The sequence below is a fragment of the Thalassobaculum salexigens DSM 19539 genome (genome assembly GCF_000423805.1).
Classification (GTDB): Bacteria; Pseudomonadota; Alphaproteobacteria; order Thalassobaculales; family Thalassobaculaceae; genus Thalassobaculum; species Thalassobaculum litoreum.
In genome coordinates, this window is record NZ_AUIR01000013.1 from 118969 (window position 1) to 141594 (window position 22626).

The window sequence follows — 22626 nt, forward strand, 5'->3', positions numbered from 1 at the left end:
CGACATCCTCCGGATCGGGCAGCGTCAGCCCTACTTAGCGCCGCGCGTGGCGGTCGGTCTAATCACATCCCAGGGTTCCGGCATCTCGCCGACCGGCACCTCGATGATGGTCGGACGGCGGGCGGCGAAGGCCTCGCGGACCTGTACCTCCAGCGCTTCCGGCGTCTCCGCCCGGCGGCCGTCGGCACCGTAGGCCTCGGCCAGTTTGACGAAGTCCGGATTGGTGAAGGTCGAGGCGATGACCCGGTTGTCGTGCAGGTTCTTCTGCATCCGCAGCACGTTGCCGTAGGCGCCGTCGGCGAACACCACCGCGACCAGCGGCAGGCCGTGATGGACGGCCGTGGCGATCTCGTTGGAGGTGAACATGAAGCCGCCATCGCCGTTCACCGACAGCACCGGCTTGTCCGGATGGGCCGCCTGGACGCCCAGCGCGGTGGCATAGCCGTAGCCCAGCGTCCCCTGGTAGCCGGGGGTGACCATCATGCGCGGCCCGTAGACCGGGAAGCCGACGCGGCTGACATAGCCGACCTGGGTGAACTCGTCGACGAAGTAGCCGTCCTCCGGCAGGGCCCGGCGCAGGGCCTCCAGGAAGGCCATCTGCGGGCCGCAGATGTCGTGGAACCGCTGCCAGTAGCGCGCCTTCAGCGCGGCGAACTCGTCGGCGCGCGAGCTGCGGGCCGAATTGTGCTTCGGCAGGGCGTCGAGGATCGCCCGCGTGGCGGTGTCCGCGTCGGCCAGGATGCCGATCTCCGGCTTGGCGATGCGCACCAGTTCCGTCGGGTCGAGGTCGATATGGATCACCTTCAACTCGTCGTCGGTGCCCCACATCATCCGCTCCGGCTGCATGCGGCAGCCGATGCCGATGACCACATCGCAGGTCGACCAGTATTCCGCGCCCGCCGGATGGGGCAGGGCATAGGGCGAGCGCTCGTCGATCACGCCGCGGCCGTTCTGGTAGGACACCACCGGCGCCTCCAGGGCGGCGGACAGCGCGCGCACCGCCTCGACCGCGTCATAGGCGCCGCCGCCGACCAGGATCATCGGGTTCTTGGCCTTGCCCAGCAGCTTGGCGGCCGCCTCGATCAGCTCGGAATCGGCCTCCGGATGGCGGATCTCGTATGGGGCGACGGGAGCCACCATGGCGCGCTGCTCCAGCACGTCCATCGGCACTTCCAAGGCGGCGGGGCGCGGGCGGCCTGTGTGCATGGCGCGGAAGGCGTCGGCGACCACGCCCGGCACTTCGCTCGGGTGATCGGCGCGGGCGGCGAACTTGGTCAGCCGTTCCAGAATGCCGAGCTGGTCGGGGATCTCGTGCAGCATGCCGTAGCCGCGGCCCATGGCACCCGACAGGATCTGGCCGGTCAGCGCCAGCACCTTGGCGCTGCATCCGTAGGCGGTCGAGAGCGCCGCGCCGGTGTTCAGGATGCCCGGGCCCGGCACCACGGCATAGGCGCCGACCTTGCCGGTCGACTGGGCCCAGCCGAAGGCCATGTAGGCCGTGCCCTGCTCGTGGCGGGCGTTCAGCACGCGGATCTCGTTGGCATGGTCGTGGAAGGCGTTGAACAGGTGGTCGAGCTGGATGCCGGGCAGGCCGAACACGGTGTCGATGCCGTGGGCGGTCAGCGCGTTCACCATCGCCTCCCCACCGGAGATCGGGCTGCTGGTCTTGGAGGGAGAGGCGGTCATGGTCGTTTCCTCGTTTTTTTGTCGTCTTTTTGGCGATGATGTCGGTCAGGCGCGGGCGTCGTGGATGGCGCGCCAGACCTTTTCCGGGGTCAGCGGGAGGTCGACATGCTCCACGCCGAGCGGGCGCAGGGCGTCGATCACCGCGTTGACGATCACGCCCGGTGCGCCGATGGAGGAGACTTCGCCCACGCCCTTGGCGCCGATCAGGCTGTTCGGGCTGGCGGTCGGCGCCCAGTGCAGGTCGAACATCGGCATGTCGTCGGCCCGGGGCAGGGCGTAGTCCATCAGCGACCCGGACAGCACCTGGCCCGAGTCCGGGTCGTGCACCATGACCTCCATCAGCGCCTCGCCGATGGCCTGGCCGATGCCGCCATGGAGCTGGCCGCGGGCGGTCTGTTCGTTGATCACCCGGCCGAGATCGTCGACGCCGCTGAACCGCTCGATCCGGACATGGCCGGTCTCGGGATCGACCTCCACCTCCACGGCATAGGAGCCGTTGGGGAAGGTCGTGTGCAGCCCCTCGAAATCGAGCTGGGCCATGCAGCCGGTGCCGAGGTCGCCGTCATACTGCTCCGGCGGGATGGCCTCCCAGCCGGCGGCGACGTCGGCGAGGGATATCTTGCGGTCGGTGCCGGCGATGCGGAAATCGCCCAGCCCGTATTCGATATCGACCGGGGCCGCCTCCAGCAGGTGGCCGGCGACCTGCTTGGCCTTGTCGAGCATGTGCACGGCCGTGCGGTGGACCGTATTGGCGGCGATCGGCATCAGGTTGGAGCCGCCGGTGCCGCCGCCCTTGGCGAGAAAGTCGCTGTCGCCCTGTTCGACGCGGATGCGCTCCACCGGGATCTCCAGCGCCTCGGCGGCGACCATGGCCAGCGCGGTGCGGTGGCCCTGGCCGGAATCCTGAGTGCCCGTGCGCACCAGCACCGAGCCGTCGGGCAGGGCGCGGACTTCCGAGCGCTCGGCGACCGAGCCGCCGGTGGCGTGCATGTGGGTGCCGATGGCGAAGCCGCGCAGCATGCCCGCCCGCTCGCTGTCCTGCTTGCGCCGGCCGATACCCTCGGCCTCGCTGATCTCATGGATGCGGGCGAAGATGTTGGGGAAGTCGCCGCCGTCGATGGTCTCGCTCATCGCCGTGGTGTAAGGCAGCAGGTCCGGGGTGATCAGGTTGCGCCGGCGCAGGTCCATCCGGTCGATGCCGAGCCGGTCGGCGGCCACGTCGATCAGCCGCTCCAGGGTGCCGCCGCTTTCCGGCTTGCCCGCTCCGCGATAGGCGTCGGTGGTCATGGCGTTGGTGAACACGCCGCGCACCCGGTAGTGCATCCCCGGAATGCGGTAGCAGTGGCCGAAGGTGCGCACAGCACCACCGGTGACGATGCCGGGGTTCACCGCGTTCCAATAGGCGCCGATATCGGCCAGGGCGTCGATCCGGAAACCCAGGAATTTGCCGTCGCCGTCCAGGGCGAGGGCGGCGCGGTCGACCCGGCCGCGGCCCATGGCATCGCACACGAAACTCTCGGTGCGCGACGACTGCCAGGCCACCGACCGGCCGGTGGCCCTGGCGGCGGCCAGCACCAGCACCTGCTCGGGATAAGGCCAGATCTTCACCGCGAAACTGCCGCCCACATCCTCGGTGACGACACGCACCAGCTCGGCCTCGACGCCGAGATACCTGGCCATCGCCCCTTTGAGCGACATCACGCCCTGGGACGGGGTGGTCAGGGTGTAGCGGCCGGTTTCGGGGTCGTAGGCGCCGATGCAGCCGCGGGTCTCGATCGGCTGGATGGCGACGCGCGGGTGGCGCACGGTCAGCTCGATCACGTGAGCCGCGGCGGCAAAGGCCGCCTTGGTCTCCTCCCGATTGCCTTTCTCCCAGTCGATGGCGACGTTGCCGGGCACCTCCGGCCAGATCTGGATGGCGCCCTCGAAGGCTGCTTCCGGATCGGTGACGCTCGGCGCCTCGTCGATGTCGAGGCCGATCGCCTCCAGGGCGTCCTCGGCCGCCGACTCGGTTTCCGCCAGGATGGCGGCGATGGGTTGACCCACGTATTTCACCGCGCCCTCGGCCAGGACCGGCCGGCGCGGCTCCGCCATCGGCGTGCCGTCGGCATTGTTCACCGGCGACAGGGCGGTCATGGGCCCGACGCCGAGTGCGGCCAGATCCTCGGCCGTCAGGATCGCCACGACACCGGGCAGGTTCCGCGCGGACTCGACGTCGAGCTCGGCGATCAGCCCATGGGCGGCGGGGGAACGGAGGACGCGCATTGCCAGGGCATCGGCCGGGCGGACATCCTCCACGTACCGGCCACCGCCGGTCAGCAGTCGGGCGTCTTCAAATCGATACATGGATGGCCTGCGGTGAGTGGTCCGGGAGGTGCGAGGAAGAAATCGCACCGTGCCGGAGCGTCGCATGCGCCGATGTCCCATTGCCAGCGTTTTGCTTTAAGGATCTGTAAACCAGATTGGTCGATATATGATTCGTCTGAACTGCGGCTCTTTGGTCCGATGGCATCAAATCTTCCGAAAAACATCGAACAGTTGCTGAAAGAAGCCACCAAGGGCGTGGACCGGGTCGCCGCGTTCCGCTCTTACGTCAAGTTGCTCGACACCGGCTACAAGACCTCCGAAAAGCTCGGCGGCGAGCTGCGAAAACAGGAACGCACCTATAACAAGTTGAAGGAGGATCACACCTTCTTCGCCCGCCACCGCGCCAAGGTCGATGTGCTGCTGCGCGCGATGCGGGAGACCTATACCAATTCGACCAAGGCCCTGCGGATGTTCGAGGAACTGGCGCAGCATTATCCCGCGCAGTACGTGTTCGATGTCTGCAAGCTCGGGTCCTACAGGCTGGGGCTGGTCCAGGGCTGGTCCTTTCTCAGCATCCAGTCGGCCTCGCGCATCGAGGCCGACCAGAACTATGTCAACGTCGTCATCCCGGCGATCGCCCAGGTGCTTCCCAACCATCGGGACTATGTTGAACTTCGCAATTCCGGCATCGAAGAGCGGGTTCAGGCCGAACTCGACAAGTTGAACGAGATGCGCCGGGTAAAGTCGGAAATCGATACCGGCCTGCCCAAGTGGAGCGACGCAATGAAGGCGCTCGCGGAGGAGATGAAGGCCGAGGATCTGGCGCTTCTCAACCAGCAGGAGCGGACGGTTCAGGAAAAATTGGCGGCCGGGACCGTGTTCAAGTTTGCCAACAGCGCCTGAGTACCTAGATATAAGGAAACAGACTCTCAAATAGCATCGCGGGCGCCAATCCGCGGGTATGGAGATCGCCATGACGACGACCCCCAATCTCGCGGCAGGGAAGCATACGCTCGCCGCTCTGTTCCATCACGAGGCGGCCCCGGGTGTGCTGCTGGCCATCGCTGCCGTGATCGCCCTGATAGCCGACAATTCCCTCTTCGCCGGGCTGTACGACCGCCTGCTGCTCGCCTTCGTCTCGGTGACCGTCGAGGATGTCGGGATCGAGAAGCCGTTGCTGCTGTGGATCAACGACGGCCTGATGGCGATCTTCTTCTTCCTGGTCGGCCTGGAGATCAAACGCGAGGTGGTGCTGGGTAAGCTGTCGTCTTTGCGCGCGGCCAGCCTGCCGGCCTTCGGCGCGGTGGGCGGCATGGCCATTCCGGCGCTGATCTACGTCGCTCTGAACGCCGCCACGCCGGAGACCCTGAGCGGCTGGGCGATCCCGGCGGCGACGGACATCGCCTTCGCCCTCGGCGCGCTGGCCCTGGTCGGCTCGCGGGCGCCGGCCGGGCTGAAGATCTTCCTGCTGGCCCTGGCGGTGCTGGACGATCTCGGCGCGATCGTCGTCATTGCCCTGTTCTACACCTCGAACCTGTCCCTGGGCGCCCTGGGCGTGGCGGCGGTCGGCTTTGCCGTGCTGCTGGCGATGAACCTGCTCGGCGTGAAGCGGATCGGCCTCTACATCGTTGTCGGCCTGGTGATCTGGGTGGCGGTGCTGAAGTCCGGTGTGCATGCGACGCTGGCCGGTGTCGTGGTGGCGTTCACCCTGCCGCTGCGGGGCAGGGAGGGAGAGTTCCAAGAGGGGGAATCGCCCCTGGAGGTGCTGGAGCATGTGCTGCACCCATGGGTGGCGTTCATGATCCTGCCGCTCTTCGCCTTCGCCAATGCCGGCGTGCCGCTGGCCGGGATGGCCGTTTCCGACCTGCTGGCCCCGGTGCCGCTGGGCATCGCCGCCGGCCTCGTGGTCGGCAAGCCGGTCGGCATTCTCGGTGCCTGCTGGATCGCGGTTCGGCTCGGCTGGGCCAGCCTGCCGGACGGGGTGACCTGGCTGAAGCTCTACGGCGTGTCCCAGCTCGCCGGGATCGGCTTCACCATGTCCCTGTTCATCGGCACGCTGGCCTTCTCCGATCCGGGGCTCCAGTCGGCGGTGCGTATCGGCGTGCTGGGCGGCACGATCGTGTCCATCGTGCTCGGCATGTCCGCGCTCGCCTGGGCGCTGAGGGAGCGGCCGGCCGCGGCCGACACACGCCCCGCCACGCCCGCCGAGTCGGCGTCCGAATAAGGTCGGAATAGAGCGGGCCGTGCCCCAATTCATTGAAGATTGAGAAAATTCGCACGATCGGATGGACACATCTGATCGTGCTCTGCTCTACCGCACGCCCTTCTCTGGGTGCAGGACCAGGTCCTCGGGCATGTCCACTTCCATCGCCAGAAGGTGGAAGGCGAAGGACTTGCCGTGGGTGTCCAGGTTCAGCGCCCCGTTGACCCCGCCCTCCAGCACGTCGTCGATGACGAAGTTGAAGGCGGGAAAGGTCGGCAGCTCGTATCGGGTGACGGCGCTGGCGCCCTTATGGGCGAAGTGCTCCTTCACCGCCGTCTCGGTGACCTGCTCGCGCAGATAGGGGAAGGCGGCGTCGTGATACGGGATCAGGCTGATATTGATCCGGTTGCCCTTGTCGCCGGTGCGGCCGTGGGCGACCTCGTGCAGCGGCACGCGCAGGATACGGCGGTTCTTGGCATCGGTCGTGTCGGCCATCAGGCACTCTCCTCGACGAGACGGGCGGAGGCCGAGACCCTGGCGCGGTCGACCAGGATGGAGGCGGTGGTGATCTGCGGGACGATGCGATGCCGAACGCCGCCGCCGCCGGCCGGGCCGGAGCAGTAGAGCGACAGCACCTCGTCGGCGATCCATTGGGCGATCTGCTTGTCCGGCCCCTTGGTCGCCATGCGCACCCGGTATTCCCCGTCGTCGTTCCAGTCGGATCCGCTGCGAAGGTCGCCGCCGTCGCCGTCGAAGGTCGATACGGTACCGATCAGATCGAAGCGCAGCGGCCAGTTGGTGCCGAGGTCGCGGGCGCGCGTGCGCAGGACGTCGATGGCAAGCTCCGCCCGGCGTCGGGCATTCGGTCCTGCATAGGTGATCTCGCCTTCGCCCAGCCAGCCGCCCTCGAAGCTGACGGTCGCCTTCAGGGTCGGCGGGCGCTGCTTGCCCTTCGCCCCGGTGATGCGCACCCGGTCCGGGCCGACCTCCTCGATCGCCACGCCGGTGATGTCCAGCACCACGTCGGGGGTGAGGTAGTTGCCCGGGTCGTGCATCTCGTAGAGCAGTTGCTCCTTCACCGTTCGGTGGCTGACCAGCCCGCCGGTCTTGTCGGCCTTGGTGATGGTCACGGTGCCGTCGGCCTGCACTTCGGCGATGGGAAAGCCGACATGGCCGAAATCGGGGACGTCCTTGTAGCCAGGGTCGGCGAAGTAGCCGCCGGTGACCTGGGCGCCGCATTCCAGCAGGTGGCCGCACATGGTGCCGGCGGCGATGCGGTCGAGATCGTCCAAGGTCCAGCCATGCTCGTGGATCAGTGGGCCCAGCGCGAGGGCCGGATCGGCGCAGCGGCCGACCACGACGACATCGGCCCCCATGGCGAGCGCGTCGGCGATGGCCTGGGCACCGAGATAGACGTTGGCCGCCACTAGCTTGCCCTCCGGCATGGCGAGGCCTTCCACCGCCTTGTGGCCGCGGATGTCGCCTTCGGTCATGACGGTGGTCAGGTCGTCGCCTTCCACCACGGCGACCTTCAGGCCGGCGATGCCGTCTTCCTTCGCCATCTCCAGGATGCGCTTCGCACCGGCCGTCGGGTTGGCGGCGCCGAAATTCGAGACCACGCGGATGCCGGACTCTTTGGCCTTGGCCAGGACCGGGCGCAGGATGCGTTCCAGGTACGGCGAATAGCCCTTGGACGGGTCCTCGATCTTCGCCTGCTGGGCCAGCGCGAGGGTGCGCTCGGCCAGGGTCTCGTACATCAGGTATCGCGGCCCCTCGCGGGTGGCCAGGGTGGCGACGATGGGGATCGCGGCATCCCAGCGATCGCCGGCGAAGCCGGCGCCGCAGCCGATATGGACGGTCTTGCCCGACACGGTTTCCTCACTTGTGCTTGTTGGATCTTTCTTGGTTGCCGTGAGGGTAGACCCGGCGGGCGAGGGGCGTCGAGGGGTCGAAACGCGCCCGACAGACCGGGCTTGCGCGGCGTCGAAGATTTAACTGCAAATCCAGGTTCAGCGCCCGGATACCGCCCCGGGCGTCGCCGCGTCTGGGGTTATGTATCTTTTTATCCGGTTTCAATCGATCCGGATACGCAATGACCCTGCGGCGCGATTCCGGGTTCAGGTCGCAGGTCGGCGATGAAATGATGGCTGAAACCGCAAACGGAGTGCATGCCATGATCGAGACCCTGGTGGCCGATATTCGCCGGATCCTGCGCGAGGAACCGGCGGGCGACGCCATGCTGACGGCCCTTGTCGAGCGGCTGGCCCCGCTGGCGGCGGATACGTCCTGGATCGACGAGGACCTTTACGAGACCGACGCGGCCCAGGGCTTCGGCATTTCCATCCTGCACGAAGAGCCCGGTGACGGTTTCCTGCTGGAGACGGTCTGCTGGGAGCCGGGGCGCGGGGTGGCACCGCACGACCACCAGACCTGGGGTGTGGTGATGGGGCTCACGGGCGAGGAGATCAACGTCGACTGGCGGCGCACCGACGACGGATCGGCGCCCGGAAAGGCGGCGCTGGAGCAGGCGGGGGAGACGGTGGTCACCGGCGGCGTGGTGAAGACCTTCCGGCCCGACGACATCCACAGCATCCGCAACGCGTCGCAGAGGCCGTCCCTGTCGCTGCACCTCTACGGCCGCAGCCTCGCCAAGACCGACCGCAGCGAGTTCAACCCGCTGTCGGGGACGGTCGTTCCGTGCCCGAAACGGGTCCGGCGGGCGGGGTAGGGAGCCGCTAACCCACCAAAATTCGTCATCCCGGCGAGCTCAGGGCTCGACCCGGAGGTCGGCCGGGATCGAGCGGTACGCATACGCCCTCTGGGTCCCGGGCAGCACCCGGATCAAGTCCGGGCGCTCACGGGATGACGGAGGAGGGGAGAGTGTTAACTCAGCTCCCGCTTCAAGATCTTACCCGTCGCATTCATCGGCAGCGCATCGCGGAACTCGACGATGCGCGGATACTTATGCGCCCCCATCTGCTCCCGCGCCCAGGCGATCAGGCTGCTCTCGCGGATCGTCGAGCCCGGCGCCCGCACGGCGACCGCCTTCACCTCCTGGCCGTGCTCGTCGTGCGGCACGCCGATCACCGCGACCAGCGAGATCTCCGGATGGGCGATCAGGATCTCCTCCACCTCGCGCGGATAGACGTTCATCCCGTTGCGGATGATCATCTCCTTCTTGCGGTCGACGATGAACAGATAGCCGTCCGCGTCCAGCAGGCCGATATCCCCGGTATGGAACCAGCCGCCGCGGAACGCGTCCGCCGTCGCGTCGGGGTCGTTCAGGTAGCCTTTCATCACGCAATGGCCGCGCACCACGACCTCGCCCCGCTCGCCGGTCGGCATTTCCACTCCGTCGTCGTCGACGATTCGCACCTGCACGCCCCAGAGCGGGGTGCCGACCGAGCCCGGCTTGCGCGGCATCCCCGGCGCGTGGGTGGTGGCCGCCGGCGAGGTCTCGCTCAGCCCGTAGCCCTCGCGGATCTCCGTGCCGAACCGGGCGTCGAAGCGGCGCATGATGTCGACCGGCATGGAGGCGCCGCCCGAGGTCACGCCGCGGATGCTGGCGAAGGCCTCGGCGCCGATCCCAGCCTTTTCCGCGTGGTTCAGCATCGCCCAGTACATGGTCGGCACGCCGGAGAACCGGGTGACGCCCTCGCTCTCCATCAGCCGCAGGACGGTCGCGGCGTCGAATTTCGGTACCAGCACCAGGGTCGCCCCGCCGGACAGACCCGCCGCCATCTGGCAGATCTGGCCGAAGATGTGGAACAGCGGCAGGGCGACCAGCAGCACCTCGTCGCTGCTCCAGGTGCCGTTGTTGCGGATCATCAGGGCGTGGATCAGCAGGTTGGAATGGGTCAGCTCCGCCGCCTTCGGCCGACCCGTCGTGCCGGAGGTGTAGACCACCACGGCGGTGTCGTCGGCGCGGCGGTTCACGGTGTCGAACGCGTCCACCTCCGTCTTGAGGTCATCGAGCGACGGATGCCCGTCATCGGGCCGGGTGCCGTCCTCCGCCGCGATCCAGGCGAAGAGCGCACAGCTCTCCACCCGCGCGACCGCCGCCAGCCCCTCGCGGCCGATCGGCGCGGTCTCGGAGCCCACATGGCACAGAAAGGCCGCCGCGCCGGAATGGCCGAGCATGTAGGCGATCTCGTCCGCCTTCAGCAGGAGGCTGACCGGCAGCACGGTGGCGCCGGTCTTCAGGATGGCGAAATAGGCCGTGGGGAAGGCCGGGACGTTCGGGCAGGCCAGGGCGACGATGCTGCCGGGGCCGATCCCGCGCTCGGCCAGTCCGGCCGCCAGCCGGTTCGCCGCGCGGTCGAGATCCCGATAGGCGATCCGGCGGTCGCCGCAGACCACCGCCACCCGGTCCGGATACAGGGCCGCCGAGGCTTCCAGCGCATGGGCCAGATTGACCATTGTCACGCCCGTCTCCTCCCGATTGTAGTTTTTTCGATAGCGTTGCGGGCTTCGTGTCGTCTGGCAAGCTCCGGCGGGGCCTGATATCGAAGACGCAACGGAAAAGACCAAAGCCGAGAGGAAACGAGATGAGCGCCGTGATCGAAGAGCGCCGGGGGCGCGTGGCACTCCTGAGGCTGAACAACCCGCCTGTGAACGGCCTGGGCTGGCCCGTGCGCGAGGGGCTGGACGCGGCGGTCGGCCGGCTGAGCGACGATCCGGATGTCGATGCGATCGTGCTGACCGGCAACGGGCGGATGTTCTGCGCCGGTGCCGATATCCGCGAGTTCGGTACCGCCACGCCGGAGCACGTCCGCCGTCTGACCCCGATCCTCGACGACCTGGAGGGCCTCGACAAGCCGGTGGTCGCCGCCATTCACGGTGTGGCGGCCGGCGGCGGCATGGAGCTGGCGCTGGGCTGCCATTACCGGGTCTGCGGGCCGAAGACCAAGCTCGGCCTGCCGGAGGTCACCCTCGGCATCCTGCCGGGCGCCGGCGGCACCCAGCGCATGCCGCGGGTCGCCGGGGTATCCAAGGCGCTGGAGCTGATCGTCTCCGGCCGCCTGATCTCCGAGAAGGAGGCCTTCGAGGCCGGCATCGTCGATGAGCTGGTGGAGGGCGATGTCGAGGCGGTGATCGACGCGGCCGTCGCCGCGGCCGAACGGCTGGCCGCTGCCGGCGAGCCGCCGCGCCGCTCGGGCCAACGCACCGACCGGCTGCAGGAGGCCAAGGACAATCCGGGCCTGTTCGACGCGTTCCGCGAGTCCATGGCGAAGCGGGCGCGCGGGATGAACGCGCCCTATGCCTGCGTGCGCTGTGTGGAGGCGGCAACCCGTCTCGACCTCGCCGAGGGCCTGGCGTTCGAGCGCCAGGAGTTCGAGCAGCTCGTGAACGCGGTGGAGGCGCAGTCCATGCGCCACGCCTTCTTCGCCGAGCGCGAGGTGGCGAAGATCCCCGACGTGCCGAAGGACACCCCGGCCCGGCCGATCCAGACCGCCGGAATCGTCGGCTGCGGCACCATGGGCGGCGGCATCGCCATGGTGTTCGCCAATGCCGGCATTCCGGTGACGGTGGTCGAGAACGACCAGGCGGCGCTCGATGCCGGCATCGCGAAGATCGCGAAGAATTACGCGGCCACCGTCTCCAAGGGTCGGCTGACCCAGGCGGCCATGGACCAGCGCATGGGGCTGATCACCGGCACCACCGACTTCCTGTCGCTCGCCGCCACCGACATGGTGGTCGAGGCGGTGTTCGAGGACATGGCGGTGAAGAAGGAGCTGTTCGCCAAGCTCGACGGCATCTGCAAGCCCGGCGCGATTCTGGCGACCAACACGTCCACGCTGGACGTCGACGAGATCGCCACGGCCACCAAGCGGCCGCAGGACGTGATCGGCACCCATTTCTTCAGCCCGGCGAACGTCATGCGGCTGATGGAGAACGTGCGGGGGGCGAAGACCGCCGACGATGTGATCGCCACGGTGATGGGGTTGTCGAAGACCCTGGGCAAGGTCGGCGTGCTGGTCGGTGTGTGCCACGGCTTCGTCGGCAACCGCATGCTGCACCAGTACCTGCGCGAGGCGATGTTCCTGGTGGAGGAGGGCGCGCTGCCCCAGGACATCGACCGGGTGATGTACGATTTCGGCATGCCGATGGGGCCGTTCGCCATGTGCGACCTCGCCGGTAACGATGTCGGCTGGCGGGTGCGCCAGGAGCAGATCAGGGCCCAGGGCGGCAAGCCGAGCAACACCCGCTATTCCGGCACCGTCGCCGACAAGATCTGCGACCTCGGCCGGTTCGGTCAGAAGACCGGCAAGGGCTGGTTCGCCTATGCCGACGGCCGCACGCCGCAGCCCGATCCCGAGGTGGAGGCGATCATCGTGCAGACCTCCAAGGAACTCGGCATCGCGCGCCGCGCGGTGTCCGACGACGAGATCCTGGAGCGCTGCCTGTATCCGCTGGTGAACGAGGGCGCGAAGATCCTGGACGAGGGCATCGCCCTGCGGGCCAGCGACATCGATGTGGTCTGGATGCACGGCTACGGCTTCCCGCGCTTTCGCGGCGGCCCGATGTTCTGGGCCGACACGGTGGGGCTGAAGACCATCGCGGCGACGCTGCAGCGGTTCGAGAAGGACCAGGGCCCCTGGATGGCCCCGAGCCCGCTGCTGCTCAAGCTGGCCGAAGAGGGCAAGGGGTTCGGCGACGCTTAGCCCCATCCTCCAAATATTCTCACTCCCCGGACTTGTTCCGGGGCAATCCTTCGGGGCGGTCGCGCGGGCTGACGTGCTGCCCCGGAACAGGTCCGGGGAGTGGGTAGGGAAAAAGGCTCACCGGTGCGGCAGGCGCACCCAGCCTTCCATCAGCCGCCGCTGGGTGCGTTCCACCGAGATGGCGTGGGCTTCCCACGTACCGTCCGCGTCCTGGCCCACATCCGCCGCCAGCTCCACGATCCCCGAGGGCGAGGCCAGCCGCACCTTCGGATCGCTTCCCCGGCGCAGGCGGTGCGGCACCGATCCCGTCACCCCGCAGGCCGCCGACAGGCACATCGCCCCCGTCCCGGTGACCGCTTTGTGGCATTTCTCCATCGACAGGATGCGGATCAGGATGTCGTGGTCGGCGGCGCTCACCGGCTCGCCGGCGATGGTGGTGAAGTCCGCCGGCGCTCCCAGGATCGCGATCTTCGGGTTGGACAGCGGTACGTCCTGCGGCCGCGCGCCCATACCCATGGCCACGCCCGCCTGGCGCCGCAGGTCGTCCATCGCCGCCATGAAGACCGGGTCCGCGTCGAGCGCGTCGGGATGCTCGGTCGCCGTCTTGCCGAAGGCGGCGGCATCGACGAACACCACCGGGTTGGTCGCGTCCACCAGGGACGCCTCCACCGGCCCGATCCCCGTCACGTCGAACGTATCGACGGCGTTGCCCGTGGGCAGGAAGGCCCGGGTCATCGCCCCGCCCGGATGCACATAATCGAGGCGCACCAGGGCGGCGCTGCCCGACACCCCGGCCAGCACGTAGTCGCCGAGCTCCACCGCCCGTCCGCCGCGCACCTCGAAATGGGCGTGGTAGATCTTGGAGGTGTTGGTGTTGAACACCCGCACCACGGCCGGCCCGTCCGGCACGCTCACCAACCCCTCGTCCACCGCGAAGGGGCCGACCGCGCTGGAGAGGTTGCCGCAGGTCTGGGCGTAGTCGACCAGCGGCTTGTCCACCACCACCTGGGCGAAGGTGAAGTCTACATCGGCGTCGTCGCGCTCTGATGGGGCGATGATCACCGCTTTGGACACCGAGGAATAGCCGCCGCCCATCCCGTCGAGCTGCCGGCCATAGGGATCGGGGCTGCCGACCACCGTCAGGAACAGGGCGTCGCGCGCCGCCTGGTCGGCCGGCAGGTCGCGGGCGTGGAAGAAGACACCCTTGCTGGTGCCGCCTCGAATGAAGACGGCGGGGATGCGATTCGGGTCGGTCATGTGATGGGTCAGCCGATTATGAGGGTTGTGACATTTAAGCATTTTCCCACAATCGCATTGAAGTCCATGGTTAACCGGCGTAGCCAGCGCGCTTCCTGCGGGGACACGCGCGTCGGATATCGGAAAGGGTGGGGCCGATATGGTGAGAATGGCGGAAGGGGGGCTTTGGTTGTCGTCGGCCGATCTGGGCGACACGATCGAGGATCCCGACATCCGGCATCTGTTCGAGTACTGGAAGGCGGCGGCCGCTGGCCGATCCGCTCCCCGGCGTGACGAAATCGACCCTCCCATCGATTTGCCGACCTATCTGCCGACCACGCTCATGTTCGATGTCGAGCGGGAAACGGAGGGCTCTCTGCAGTTCCGCTATCGGCTGATGGGAACCCAACTCGTCGATTTCGCCGGTCGGGAACTGAAGGGGCTGACGATCCAGGAGGCGTTCGGCGCGGAGTTCGCGGCCCAGGACATCGCCATCTACCGGCAGGTCGTGGATACCTGTTCCTGCTATATCGGAGAGCGGATATCGATGATCGAGAGCCGGCAGATGTTCGAGTGGTATCGCCGGGTGGTCATGCCCGTGCTGGGCGATGAGTCGGGCCGGGTGGATCGGATCTGGACCTGGATCACCTACAAGGACGTCTCGCCGGTGACGGGATAGCCGGCTCCTAGGTCTCGCCATCTTCCGCTTTCGCCGCCTCATCGTTAGGCTGCACCCGCTTACCCTTCGGGAGGATATCGGTGGCGAACGAGAAGACGTCCGGCGGCACACTCGCCGGGATCAAGGTTGTCGACTGCACCCGCGTGCTCGGCGGTCCTTACTGTACCCAGATGCTGGGCGACCATGGCGCGGAGATCATCAAGATCGAGCCGCCGCAGGGCGACGAGGTGCGCGACTGGGGTCCGCCGTTCGACGACGGCAAGGATGCCAGCTACTTCCTCGGCGTGAACCGCAACAAGCGGTCGCTCGCCCTCGACCTGTCCACCGACCGCGGCAAGGAGGTTCTGCTCCGCCTGCTGGAAGAGGCGGACGTGCTGGTCGAGAACTACAAGCCGGGCTCCATGGAGAAATGGGGGCTGGGCTACGAGCAGGTGCTGAAGGAGCGCTTCCCGAAGCTCGTCCACTGCCGGATCTCCGGCTTCGGCGCCGACGGTCCCTATGGCGGGTTTCCGGGCTATGACGGGATCATCCAGGCCATGGTCGGGCATTTCTCGATCAACGGCGCGCCGGAGGCCGGCCCGGTCCGCCTCGGCATCCCGATGGTCGATATCGGCACCGGCCTGTATTCGTGCAACGCCATCCTGATGGCGCTGCTGGAGCGCGAACGCTCCGGTCACGGCCAGTATATCGACATGACCCTGTACGATTGCGGCCTGGCGCTCATGCATCCGCATGTCGCCAACTACTCGCTGTCCGGCCGGGTGCCGAAGCTGACCGGAAACCAGCATCCGAACATCAGCCCGTACGACCTGTTCAAGACGGCCACCGTCGACATCTTCGTCGCCGGCGGCAACGACCGGGCGTTCAAGAAGCTCTGTCGGGAGCTGGGCAAGCCGGAGCTGGGCGACGATCCCCGCTACGCCACCAACGGCGACCGGCTCGACAACCAGGACTCCCTGCGCGTCGAGCTGCAGGCGCTGCTGGCCGAGGTCGACGGCGAGGAGCTGTGCGACCGTCTGCTGGCCGCCGGTCTGCCGGTCGGGCCGATGCGGAACACCGAGGAGGTGATGACCCATCCGCATACACTCCACCGCGGCATGGCGGCGGAGAAGGACGGCTGGAAGGGCTGGGGTATCCCGATCAAGTTCTCCCGCACCCCGGGCGAGATCAAACGCCGTCCGCCGCGCTTCGGCGAGCATGGCCGCGAGCTGCTGGAGGAGAACGGCTTCACTGCCGAGGAGGTCGACGGCCTGATCGCCGACGGCACCGTTCTCGAGGCGCGCCGCAAGTCGTGATCAAAGCCCGGACCGGCCGGCGGTGACGTCGGCGGGGTCGGGCCCCATCTATATCGGGACCGGAGACTGAGGAGGATCTGATGACCGACAAGATCGAAAAGACTGATGCCGAGTGGAAGGCGGAGCTGACCCCCGAGCAGTACAAGGTCGCGCGCAAGCACGGCACCGAACGGCCCTTCGCCAACGCCTATCACGACAGCAAGACGCCCGGGACCTATGTCTGCGTGTGCTGCGGGCAGCCGCTTTTCGAGAGCGACACAAAGTACGACAGCGGCACCGGCTGGCCGAGTTTCTGGGCGCCGATCAGCGAGGAGGCGGTCGGCACCACGACCGACCGCTCGTTCTTCATGACCCGCACCGAAGTCCATTGCAGCAAGTGCGAGGCCCATCTGGGACACCTGTTTCCGGACGGACCGGCCCCGACCGGCCAGCGCTATTGCATGAACGCGGCCAGCATGGTTCTGCATGAAAAACAAAAGGATCAGGAAGCATCCTGATCTAAAATATGAGGAAACGCCCGTGCCCAAGATCGTGATCCTGGACGACTACGCCAACGCCGCCCTGACCAGCGCCGACTGGTCGAGCCTGCCCGACGGGTTCGAGCCGGTGGTCTTCACCGACAACCTGGTGGCGGTGGAGCCGCTGGTCGAGCGGCTGCAGGAGTTCGAGATCGTCTGCGCCATGCGGGAACGCACGCCGTTTCCGGGCGAGGTGTTCCGCCGGCTGCCGAACCTGAAGCTGTTCATCACCTCGGGCATGCGCAACAACGCGGTCGACTTCGCCACGGCCAAGGAGATGGGGGTCGTCACCTGCGGCACCGACAGCCCCGGTTCCAGCACGGTGGAACTGACCTGGGCGCTGATCCTCGGCACCATGCGCAACGTCGCCTTCGACCACCTGACCATGAAGCAGGGCGGCTGGCAGGAGCGCACGGGCTCGGCCGTCTCGGGCAAGACGCTCGGCGTCGTCGGCCTCGGCAAGCTCGGCGGGATGGTGGCGGAGATCGCGCCGAAATTCGGCCTCGACGTCATCGCTTGGTCGCCGAACTTGAAACAGGAGCGGTGCGACGCGCTGGGCGTGGAGAAGGTGTCGAAGGAGGAGCTGTTCAGCCGCGCCGACATCGTCACCATCCACACGATCCTGTCGGACCGCTCGCGTGGGCTGATCGGGGCCGAAGATCTCGGCCGGATGAAGTCCTCGGCGATCCTGGTGAACACCTCGCGCGGACCGATCGTCGACCAGCAGGCGCTGATCGACGCGCTGACCACGGGCAAGATCCGGGCGGGAGCGGTCGACGTCTACGACCAGGAACCGCTGCCGGCCGACCACCCGTTCCGCAAGATCGAGAACCTGCTGACCACGCCCCATGTCGGCTACGTGACGCAGGAATCCTACCGGACGTTCTACTCCCAGATGGTGGAGAACATTCAGGCCTGGATCGACGGCGCGCCCAAGAGGGTCATCGGCGGCTGACCGCCGCCGGTCGCGGGCCGTGCCCTTCCGCACCAAGGGAGCCTCGCTTGCCGCTCTGGCCTTCGCCGAAGTGGCGGCGATGTCGCTGTGGTTCTCCGCCTCCGCCGTCATGCCGGCGCTGCGGGAGGAGGTGGCGCTTTCGGCCTTCCAGCAATCCGCCTTCACCAGCGCGGTGCAGGCCGGGTTCGTCGCCGGCAGCCTGACCAGCGCGGCGCTGGCCCTGGCCGACCGGATCGACCCGCGGCTGTTCTTCACCGTTTCCGCCCTGGTGGCGGCCACGGCGAACGCGCTGATCCTGGCGGTCGATCCGACCTCGCCGGTGGTTCTCGTCCTGCGCTTCATCACCGGTGCCTGCATCGCCGGCATCTATCCGGTCGGCATGAAGATCGCCGCAAGCTGGGCCAAGGGCGACCTCGGCTTGCTGGTCGGGCTGCTGGTGGCGGCGCTCACCTTCGGCTCCGCCATGCCGCATCTGGTCAACGGGCTGATCCTGGTGGACTGGCGCTGGACCATCGCCGTCACCTCGCTTCTGGCGGTCGGTTCGGCGGTGGCGATCCGCTTCGCCGGCAGCGGGCCGCTGATGACCGTGGGCGCCCGCTTCGACCCGGGGGCCGCGCTCTGGGCCTGGAAGCTGCCGGCCCTGCGGCTGGCGAACTTCGGCTATTTCGGCCACATGTGGGAGCTCTACGCCGCCTGGGCCTGGCTCGGCGTGTTCCTGGACGCCAGCTTCCGGCTGGTGATGGACGAAGGCGCCGCGGTCACCTGGGCGCGGCTCGCCACCTTCGCCACCATCGCCGCGGGGGCGGCCGGCGCCTTCGCCGCCGGCGTGCTGGCGGACAAGGTCGGACGGACCATGGTGACCTCCGTCGCCATGGCGGTCAGCGGGCTCTGCTCGCTCACGGTCGGCCTGTTCTTCGGCGGACCGCCGATACTGCTGATCGCGGTCTGCCTGCTGTGGGGCGTGAGCATCATCGCCGACAGCGCCCAGTTCTCGGCCTCGGTCGCGGAGCTGTCGAACCGCTATCTGGTCGGGACCATGATCACCCTGCAGACCGCCATCGGCTTTCTGCTGACCCTGGTAAGCATCCATCTGATGCCGGTCTTCGTCGACCTGCTCGGCTGGACCTGGGCCTTCGCCCCGCTGGCCCTGGGTCCGGCCTTCGGCATCTGGGCCATGCTGAAGCTGCGGGCGCATCCGGATTCCGTCAAGCTCGCCGGCGGCCGGCGGTGAACCGGTCGCGAAGAACGGGTTCGCGCCCGCCGGCCTCGTCGTATCATCTGTCATGTCCGATGGTTGGGAGAGTGCCATGCCGATTTTGATCCTAGCCCGCTGGGTCTTCGTCCAGGATGCGTCCGATCCGGCTCCCAGGCGGGTGGACGATGCCGCCGTGCTGGTGCGTCACGGCGTGATCGTGGAGATCGGGCCCGCCGCCGATCTGCGCGCCCGGTATCCGGCCGCGCCGACATTCGGCGACGGGACCCAGGCGCTGCTGCCGGGGCTGATCAACGCGCACCACCATTCCAACGCCATCACCCATATCCAGCACGGCATCGAGGACGGGGTGCTGGAGCCCTGGATCACCGGCAACCCCCGCATACGCTGGACCGACCCGCGCCTGCGCACGCTTGTGGCGGCAGGGCGGCTGCTGCAGACCGGGGTGACCGCCGTGGTCGACATGGCGTCGGTCGGCAACGCCCATCAGTCCGGCCATGACGATCTCTCTGCCCGGCTGCACGCCTATGAGGAGAGCGGCATCCGCGGCCATCTGGCCGGCGGGGTCAGTTTCTACAGCCGCTTGGTGCACCGCGAGGACGAGGCCTTCGTCGCAACGCTGCCCGGCGATCTGGCGCGGCGGGTGCGGGCGCATTTCCTCGACGCCGACAAGGGCAGCGAGCAGGACTATCTCGCCCTTATGGACAGCCTGATCGCCCAGGCCAGTGGAATGAAACGGGCGCGCGCCTGGTACGGCCCGCCCGGCCCACAATGGGTCGGCGACGCACTGATGGTCGCCATCGCCGATGCCGCCGCGCGCTACGACACCGGCATTCAGACCCATGTGCAGGAAAGCCTGTACGAGCGGCTGGAGGCGGAGCGGGCGCTGGGCAAGTCGATGACGGCGCATCTGAAGGATATCGGCGTGCTGTCGCCCCGCATCTCCTTCGCCCATGCGGTCTGGTCGTCGGAGAACGACGTCGAGATTCTGGCGGAGACCGGGGCGGCGGTGTCGCACAACCCCAGCTCCAACCTACGCCTGCGCTCCGGCGTGGCGCCGCTGAACGGGTTCCTGGCCGGCGGCGTGACGACCGGCCTGGGCATGGACGGCACCACCATCGGCGACGACGAGGACATGTTCTCCGAGACCCGTCTCGCCCACCGCTTGCACCGCACCCCGCGCATCGGATCGCCGGCGCCGACGCTGGCCCAGACCTTCGGCCTCGCCACCACGGGCGGGGCGAAGCTGCTGCGCCGGGAAGACGAGTTGGGGCGCATCGCCCCCGGCATGGCCGCCGATCTGGTGCTGGTCAACGTGCAGCGCCTGAGCTGGCCCTATATCGCGCCGGAGGCCGATCCGTTCGCCGTCGTCCTCCAGCGCGCCAAACAGGGCGACGTGGACACGGTGATTGTCGACGGCGAGGTCGTGCTGAAGGACGGCTGGCCGACCCGGTTCGACCTGAAATCCGTGGCGGCCGAGCTGGCGGAGCAGGTCTCGGCGGTGTCGTACGATCAGGATTTCGCCGACCTTTATGCCGAGCTGAGGCCGCATATCGAAGCCTGGTACGCGGCCTGGGAGGTGCCGGAGATGCACCCCTGGATCGCCCACAACTCAAGAACCTGACCTGATAGACGAAAGGGAGAAAACGCATGGAACGGGCATTGGTGACCGGAGGGTCGCGTTCGATCGGCCGCGGAATCGTCCAACGGCTGATCGAGGACGGCTACGAGGTCGTGATCCTCGACCGGGTGGAGCCCGATCCGCCCCTCCAGACCCGCTGGATCAATGTCGACCTGACGGATACCGACGCCATCCACGCCGCGCTCGACGACGTGCTCAAGGACGGGCCGATCACCCGGGTCTGCCACAATGTCGGCCATGTGAAGCCGGCGCTGCTGGACGACACCACGCTGGAGGATTTCGACGCGGTCATGGGGCTCAACGTGAAGCCGGTCCTGACCATCACCAAACGGCTGGTGGAGGGCATGCGCGCCGAGGGGTTCGGGCGGATCGTCTCGATCTCGTCCCGCGCCGCCATGGGCAAGGAGCTGCGCACCGCCTATGCGGCCTCCAAATCGGCGATCCACGGCATGACACGGACCTGGGCGCTGGAGCTGGCGCGCGACGGCGTCACCGTGAACGCCATCGGCCCGGGCAGCATTTCGACCCCGCTCTGGCACGCGGCGAACCCGCCGGAGGATCCGCGCACCCAGAAGATCATCGACGGCATTCCGGTCGGCCGGCTCGGCACGCCGGACGACATCGCCAACGGCGTCAGCTTCTTCATGGACCGCCGCTCGGGCTTCGTGACCGGCCAGGTCATGTATATCTGCGGCGGCTTCACCGTCGGCTCGGCCGCGGCCGGGTCATAACGGCGCCGGCGATCCGATAGGGAGAGCCGATCGCCTCCATACGTTCCTTCGATTGGAAGATCGGCCCGGGAGCGGCGATAAGAACCCGGCGACGGCCCGTTCCTCCCTCCAGAGCCGGGCCGCAGCATGCGCGGCGGACTGACCTTTTGGGGTGCCGCCGCCGCAGCGGGGTCGCCTTCGGGCGGCCCCGCGTTCGCTTCCGCGGCCGGTGTCAGGTGCTCTGGCGGATCGGCGTCTGCGAAGGTGTGGGCGCGGAGGGCGCGGCATCGGGCTCGGCCTGCGGCTCGCTCGGCGCGGTCCCGCCGTGCCAGCTCGGTAGCGTGGTCGTCCGCCGCTCCAGCGGCCGCATGTCCTCGGCCGAGACCCAGTAGTACAGCAGGGCGATCTCCGGATAGGTCTCGAAATAGACGAGATTGTCTTTCGCCTTCTGCAGCATCATCTCGCCCTTGGTCGGCTGGCCCATGGCATGCAGCACGCCGGACAGATACCAGTAGGCCGCGGTCGAGGTCGGCTGCAGGTAGACCGCGTATTCCAGGTCGCTCTTCGCCAACATCAGGTTGCCCTTGCCCCAGTGGGCGACGGCCCGCAGCACATAGGCGGCGGACAGCAGCACCGGATCGCCGGTCATCGGCCAATAGGCAGGCTCCGAGATGAAGCTGGTATGGTCGATCGCCGCGTCGTATCGGTCGAGCTGCACCATCGCGAGCGCCAGGTTGAGGCGGACGACATGGAAGTGCGGGTCGTCCTTCAGGGCGGTCTGGAAGTTGCCGATCGCCCCCTCGATGTCGTTGCGGTCCAGGGCGATGATGCCCTTGAGATTCTCCAGCTGCGCCTTGGTATCGGTATGGGGCGAGAGCCGCAGGCGGACCAGCATCTCATCCAGTTCCGTTTCCACCGCTTCGAGATTGTCGGGCGTGTGGGTGAAGCGGGACAGGATCGCGGTGTAGGGATCGAGTTCGCGGAAGGTGCGGTAGGCCGCTTCCTCGATCATCTGGTCCATGTTCTTTTCCGCGCCGTCGACGGAGATCGAAAACCGCCCGAAGAGCGGCGAGCGACCGGTCAGCTCGATCGTGTCGACCTCGCCATGCTCGACCGCGGCGGCGAAGAGCTTCGGCGGCGCGAAGCCGACCAGTTGCTGGGCCGCCTCCAGGGAGTCCTGCAGGTTCACGACCGAGGCGAGCGCCGAGGAAACCGTCGGCGCGGCACTCGACTTCACCACGGGCGCCTTCACAAGCGATTTGGTGTCGGCGATGATGGACAGCTCGTTGATCAGGTGCTGCTCCACCACCTCGGCGGAATAGCCCGCCTCCTCGAACTTTGCCGCCACATGGGAGTCCAGGAACAGCGTGTTGGCATTGAGCACGGTGTCGACCGAGACGAGGCCGACCGCGATCAGCAACCCATAGATAGTCGCCAGTGAGATCTCCAAGACCCGTCCCCCGTTGCGCCGTCGATCGCCCACCCCACTCGGGGAGCATTGATATGCATTTTAGCGT

The 22626-nt window shown here is 67.7% G+C and carries 18 protein-coding genes; 11 read left to right on the forward strand and 7 right to left on the reverse strand.

Features of this window, described 5'->3' with window-relative positions:
* Positions 1 to 30 precede the first annotated feature (30 nt).
* Together G578_RS0103270 and G578_RS0103275 are read right to left on the reverse strand one after the other, a co-directional pair.
* Positions 31 to 1686: a thiamine pyrophosphate-dependent enzyme gene (locus G578_RS0103270; protein ID WP_028793033.1), complete on the reverse strand. Its 1656-nt coding sequence runs from the start codon at positions 1684 to 1686 to the stop codon at positions 31 to 33.
* 45 nt (positions 1687 to 1731) lie between these two features.
* Entirely contained in the window at positions 1732 to 3951 is a 2220-nt protein-coding gene (locus G578_RS0103275; RefSeq protein WP_245565546.1) for a xanthine dehydrogenase family protein molybdopterin-binding subunit, read from the reverse strand.
* Between G578_RS0103275 and G578_RS0103280 the strand changes: the two genes are divergently transcribed.
* Positions 3922 to 4896, forward strand: a complete 975-nt coding sequence (locus tag G578_RS0103280) for a hypothetical protein (RefSeq protein WP_169400812.1) — start codon at positions 3922 to 3924, stop codon at positions 4894 to 4896. The two genes, G578_RS0103275 and G578_RS0103280, sit on opposite strands and share 30 nt — an antisense overlap.
* A 70-nt stretch (positions 4897 to 4966) precedes the next feature.
* A complete protein-coding gene (nhaA, locus tag G578_RS0103285) occupies positions 4967 to 6217 on the forward strand; it encodes a Na+/H+ antiporter NhaA (protein ID WP_028793036.1) in 1251 nt (416 codons plus the stop codon).
* 87 nt (positions 6218 to 6304) lie between these two features.
* Here nhaA and G578_RS0103290 read toward each other — a convergent pair whose 3' ends face one another.
* Positions 6305 to 6691, reverse strand: coding sequence for an AtuA-related protein (locus tag G578_RS0103290; RefSeq protein ID WP_051243798.1), 387 nt, complete (start codon positions 6689 to 6691; stop codon positions 6305 to 6307).
* Positions 6691 to 8067 (reverse strand): acyclic terpene utilization AtuA family protein, encoded by a 1377-nt coding sequence (locus G578_RS0103295; RefSeq protein WP_028793038.1) that lies wholly within the window; start codon positions 8065 to 8067, stop codon positions 6691 to 6693. The genes G578_RS0103290 and G578_RS0103295 overlap by 1 nt, the downstream gene beginning before the upstream one ends.
* A 272-nt stretch (positions 8068 to 8339) precedes the next feature.
* Here G578_RS0103295 and G578_RS0103300 point away from each other — a divergent pair, with 272 nt between their 5' ends.
* Entirely contained in the window at positions 8340 to 8924 is a 585-nt protein-coding gene (locus G578_RS0103300; protein WP_169400814.1) for a cysteine dioxygenase family protein, read from the forward strand.
* Between the two features lie 155 nt (positions 8925 to 9079).
* Here G578_RS0103300 and G578_RS0103305 read toward each other — a convergent pair whose 3' ends face one another.
* Positions 9080 to 10615, reverse strand: coding sequence for a long-chain-fatty-acid--CoA ligase (locus G578_RS0103305; RefSeq protein WP_028793040.1), 1536 nt, complete (start codon positions 10613 to 10615; stop codon positions 9080 to 9082).
* 128 nt (positions 10616 to 10743) lie between these two features.
* Here G578_RS0103305 and G578_RS0103310 point away from each other — a divergent pair, with 128 nt between their 5' ends.
* A complete protein-coding gene (locus tag G578_RS0103310) occupies positions 10744 to 12861 on the forward strand; it encodes a 3-hydroxyacyl-CoA dehydrogenase NAD-binding domain-containing protein (protein ID WP_028793041.1) in 2118 nt (705 codons plus the stop codon).
* A 117-nt stretch (positions 12862 to 12978) separates the two neighbouring features.
* Here the strand turns inward: G578_RS0103310 and G578_RS0103315 are convergent, their stop codons facing one another.
* On the reverse strand, positions 12979 to 14118 hold the full coding sequence (locus G578_RS0103315) for a 2-methylaconitate cis-trans isomerase PrpF family protein (protein WP_028793042.1): 1140 nt from the start codon (positions 14116 to 14118) through the stop codon (positions 12979 to 12981).
* A 169-nt stretch (positions 14119 to 14287) separates the two neighbouring features.
* On the opposite strand from G578_RS0103315, the gene G578_RS28120 reads away from it, so the two are divergent.
* From G578_RS28120 to G578_RS0103350, 7 genes are all read left to right on the forward strand, one after another.
* Positions 14288 to 14776 carry a PAS domain-containing protein gene (locus tag G578_RS28120; RefSeq protein ID WP_028793043.1) on the forward strand — a complete coding sequence of 163 codons (489 nt, stop codon included), beginning with the start codon at positions 14288 to 14290 and terminating at the stop codon, positions 14774 to 14776.
* 80 nt (positions 14777 to 14856) lie between these two features.
* Positions 14857 to 16071, forward strand: coding sequence for a CaiB/BaiF CoA transferase family protein (locus G578_RS0103325; protein ID WP_028793044.1), 1215 nt, complete (start codon positions 14857 to 14859; stop codon positions 16069 to 16071).
* A gap of 80 nt (positions 16072 to 16151) precedes the next feature.
* On the forward strand, positions 16152 to 16568 hold the full coding sequence (gene msrB / locus G578_RS0103330; RefSeq protein ID WP_028793045.1) for a peptide-methionine (R)-S-oxide reductase MsrB: 417 nt from the start codon (positions 16152 to 16154) through the stop codon (positions 16566 to 16568).
* Between the two features lie 22 nt (positions 16569 to 16590).
* A complete protein-coding gene (locus tag G578_RS0103335; RefSeq protein ID WP_028793046.1) occupies positions 16591 to 17544 on the forward strand; it encodes a D-2-hydroxyacid dehydrogenase family protein in 954 nt (317 codons plus the stop codon).
* A gap of 19 nt (positions 17545 to 17563) precedes the next feature.
* Positions 17564 to 18775, forward strand: coding sequence for an MFS transporter (locus G578_RS0103340; RefSeq protein WP_028793047.1), 1212 nt, complete (start codon positions 17564 to 17566; stop codon positions 18773 to 18775).
* A 76-nt stretch (positions 18776 to 18851) separates the two neighbouring features.
* Entirely contained in the window at positions 18852 to 20381 is a 1530-nt protein-coding gene (locus tag G578_RS0103345) for an amidohydrolase family protein (protein ID WP_038013410.1), read from the forward strand.
* Positions 20382 to 20407: 26 nt separating this feature from the next.
* Positions 20408 to 21130 (forward strand): SDR family NAD(P)-dependent oxidoreductase, encoded by a 723-nt coding sequence (locus G578_RS0103350; RefSeq protein WP_028793049.1) that lies wholly within the window; start codon positions 20408 to 20410, stop codon positions 21128 to 21130.
* 211 nt (positions 21131 to 21341) lie between these two features.
* On the opposite strand, the gene G578_RS0103355 is transcribed toward G578_RS0103350, so the two are convergent.
* Positions 21342 to 22559, reverse strand: a complete 1218-nt coding sequence (locus G578_RS0103355) for a tetratricopeptide repeat protein (RefSeq protein WP_156907190.1) — start codon at positions 22557 to 22559, stop codon at positions 21342 to 21344.
* Between the last annotated feature and the right edge of the window lie 67 nt (positions 22560 to 22626).

Coding starts and splice junctions, on each gene's coding strand:
- G578_RS0103270 (WP_028793033.1), bottom strand. CDS start 1,686: ATGACCGCCTCTCCCTCCAAGACCAGCAGCCCGATCTCCGGTGGGGAG.
- G578_RS0103280 (WP_169400812.1), top strand. CDS start 3,922: ATGGGCGGCGGGGGAACGGAGGACGCGCATTGCCAGGGCATCGGCCGG.
- G578_RS0103275 (WP_245565546.1), bottom strand. CDS start 3,951: ATGCGCGTCCTCCGTTCCCCCGCCGCCCATGGGCTGATCGCCGAGCTC.
- nhaA (WP_028793036.1), top strand. CDS start 4,967: ATGACGACGACCCCCAATCTCGCGGCAGGGAAGCATACGCTCGCCGCT.
- G578_RS0103290 (WP_051243798.1), bottom strand. CDS start 6,691: ATGGCCGACACGACCGATGCCAAGAACCGCCGTATCCTGCGCGTGCCG.
- G578_RS0103300 (WP_169400814.1), top strand. CDS start 8,340: ATGGCTGAAACCGCAAACGGAGTGCATGCCATGATCGAGACCCTGGTG.
- G578_RS0103305 (WP_028793040.1), bottom strand. CDS start 10,615: ATGGTCAATCTGGCCCATGCGCTGGAAGCCTCGGCGGCCCTGTATCCG.
- G578_RS0103310 (WP_028793041.1), top strand. CDS start 10,744: ATGAGCGCCGTGATCGAAGAGCGCCGGGGGCGCGTGGCACTCCTGAGG.
- G578_RS0103315 (WP_028793042.1), bottom strand. CDS start 14,118: ATGACCGACCCGAATCGCATCCCCGCCGTCTTCATTCGAGGCGGCACC.
- msrB (WP_028793045.1), top strand. CDS start 16,152: ATGACCGACAAGATCGAAAAGACTGATGCCGAGTGGAAGGCGGAGCTG.
- G578_RS0103345 (WP_038013410.1), top strand. CDS start 18,852: ATGCCGATTTTGATCCTAGCCCGCTGGGTCTTCGTCCAGGATGCGTCC.
- G578_RS0103350 (WP_028793049.1), top strand. CDS start 20,408: ATGGAACGGGCATTGGTGACCGGAGGGTCGCGTTCGATCGGCCGCGGA.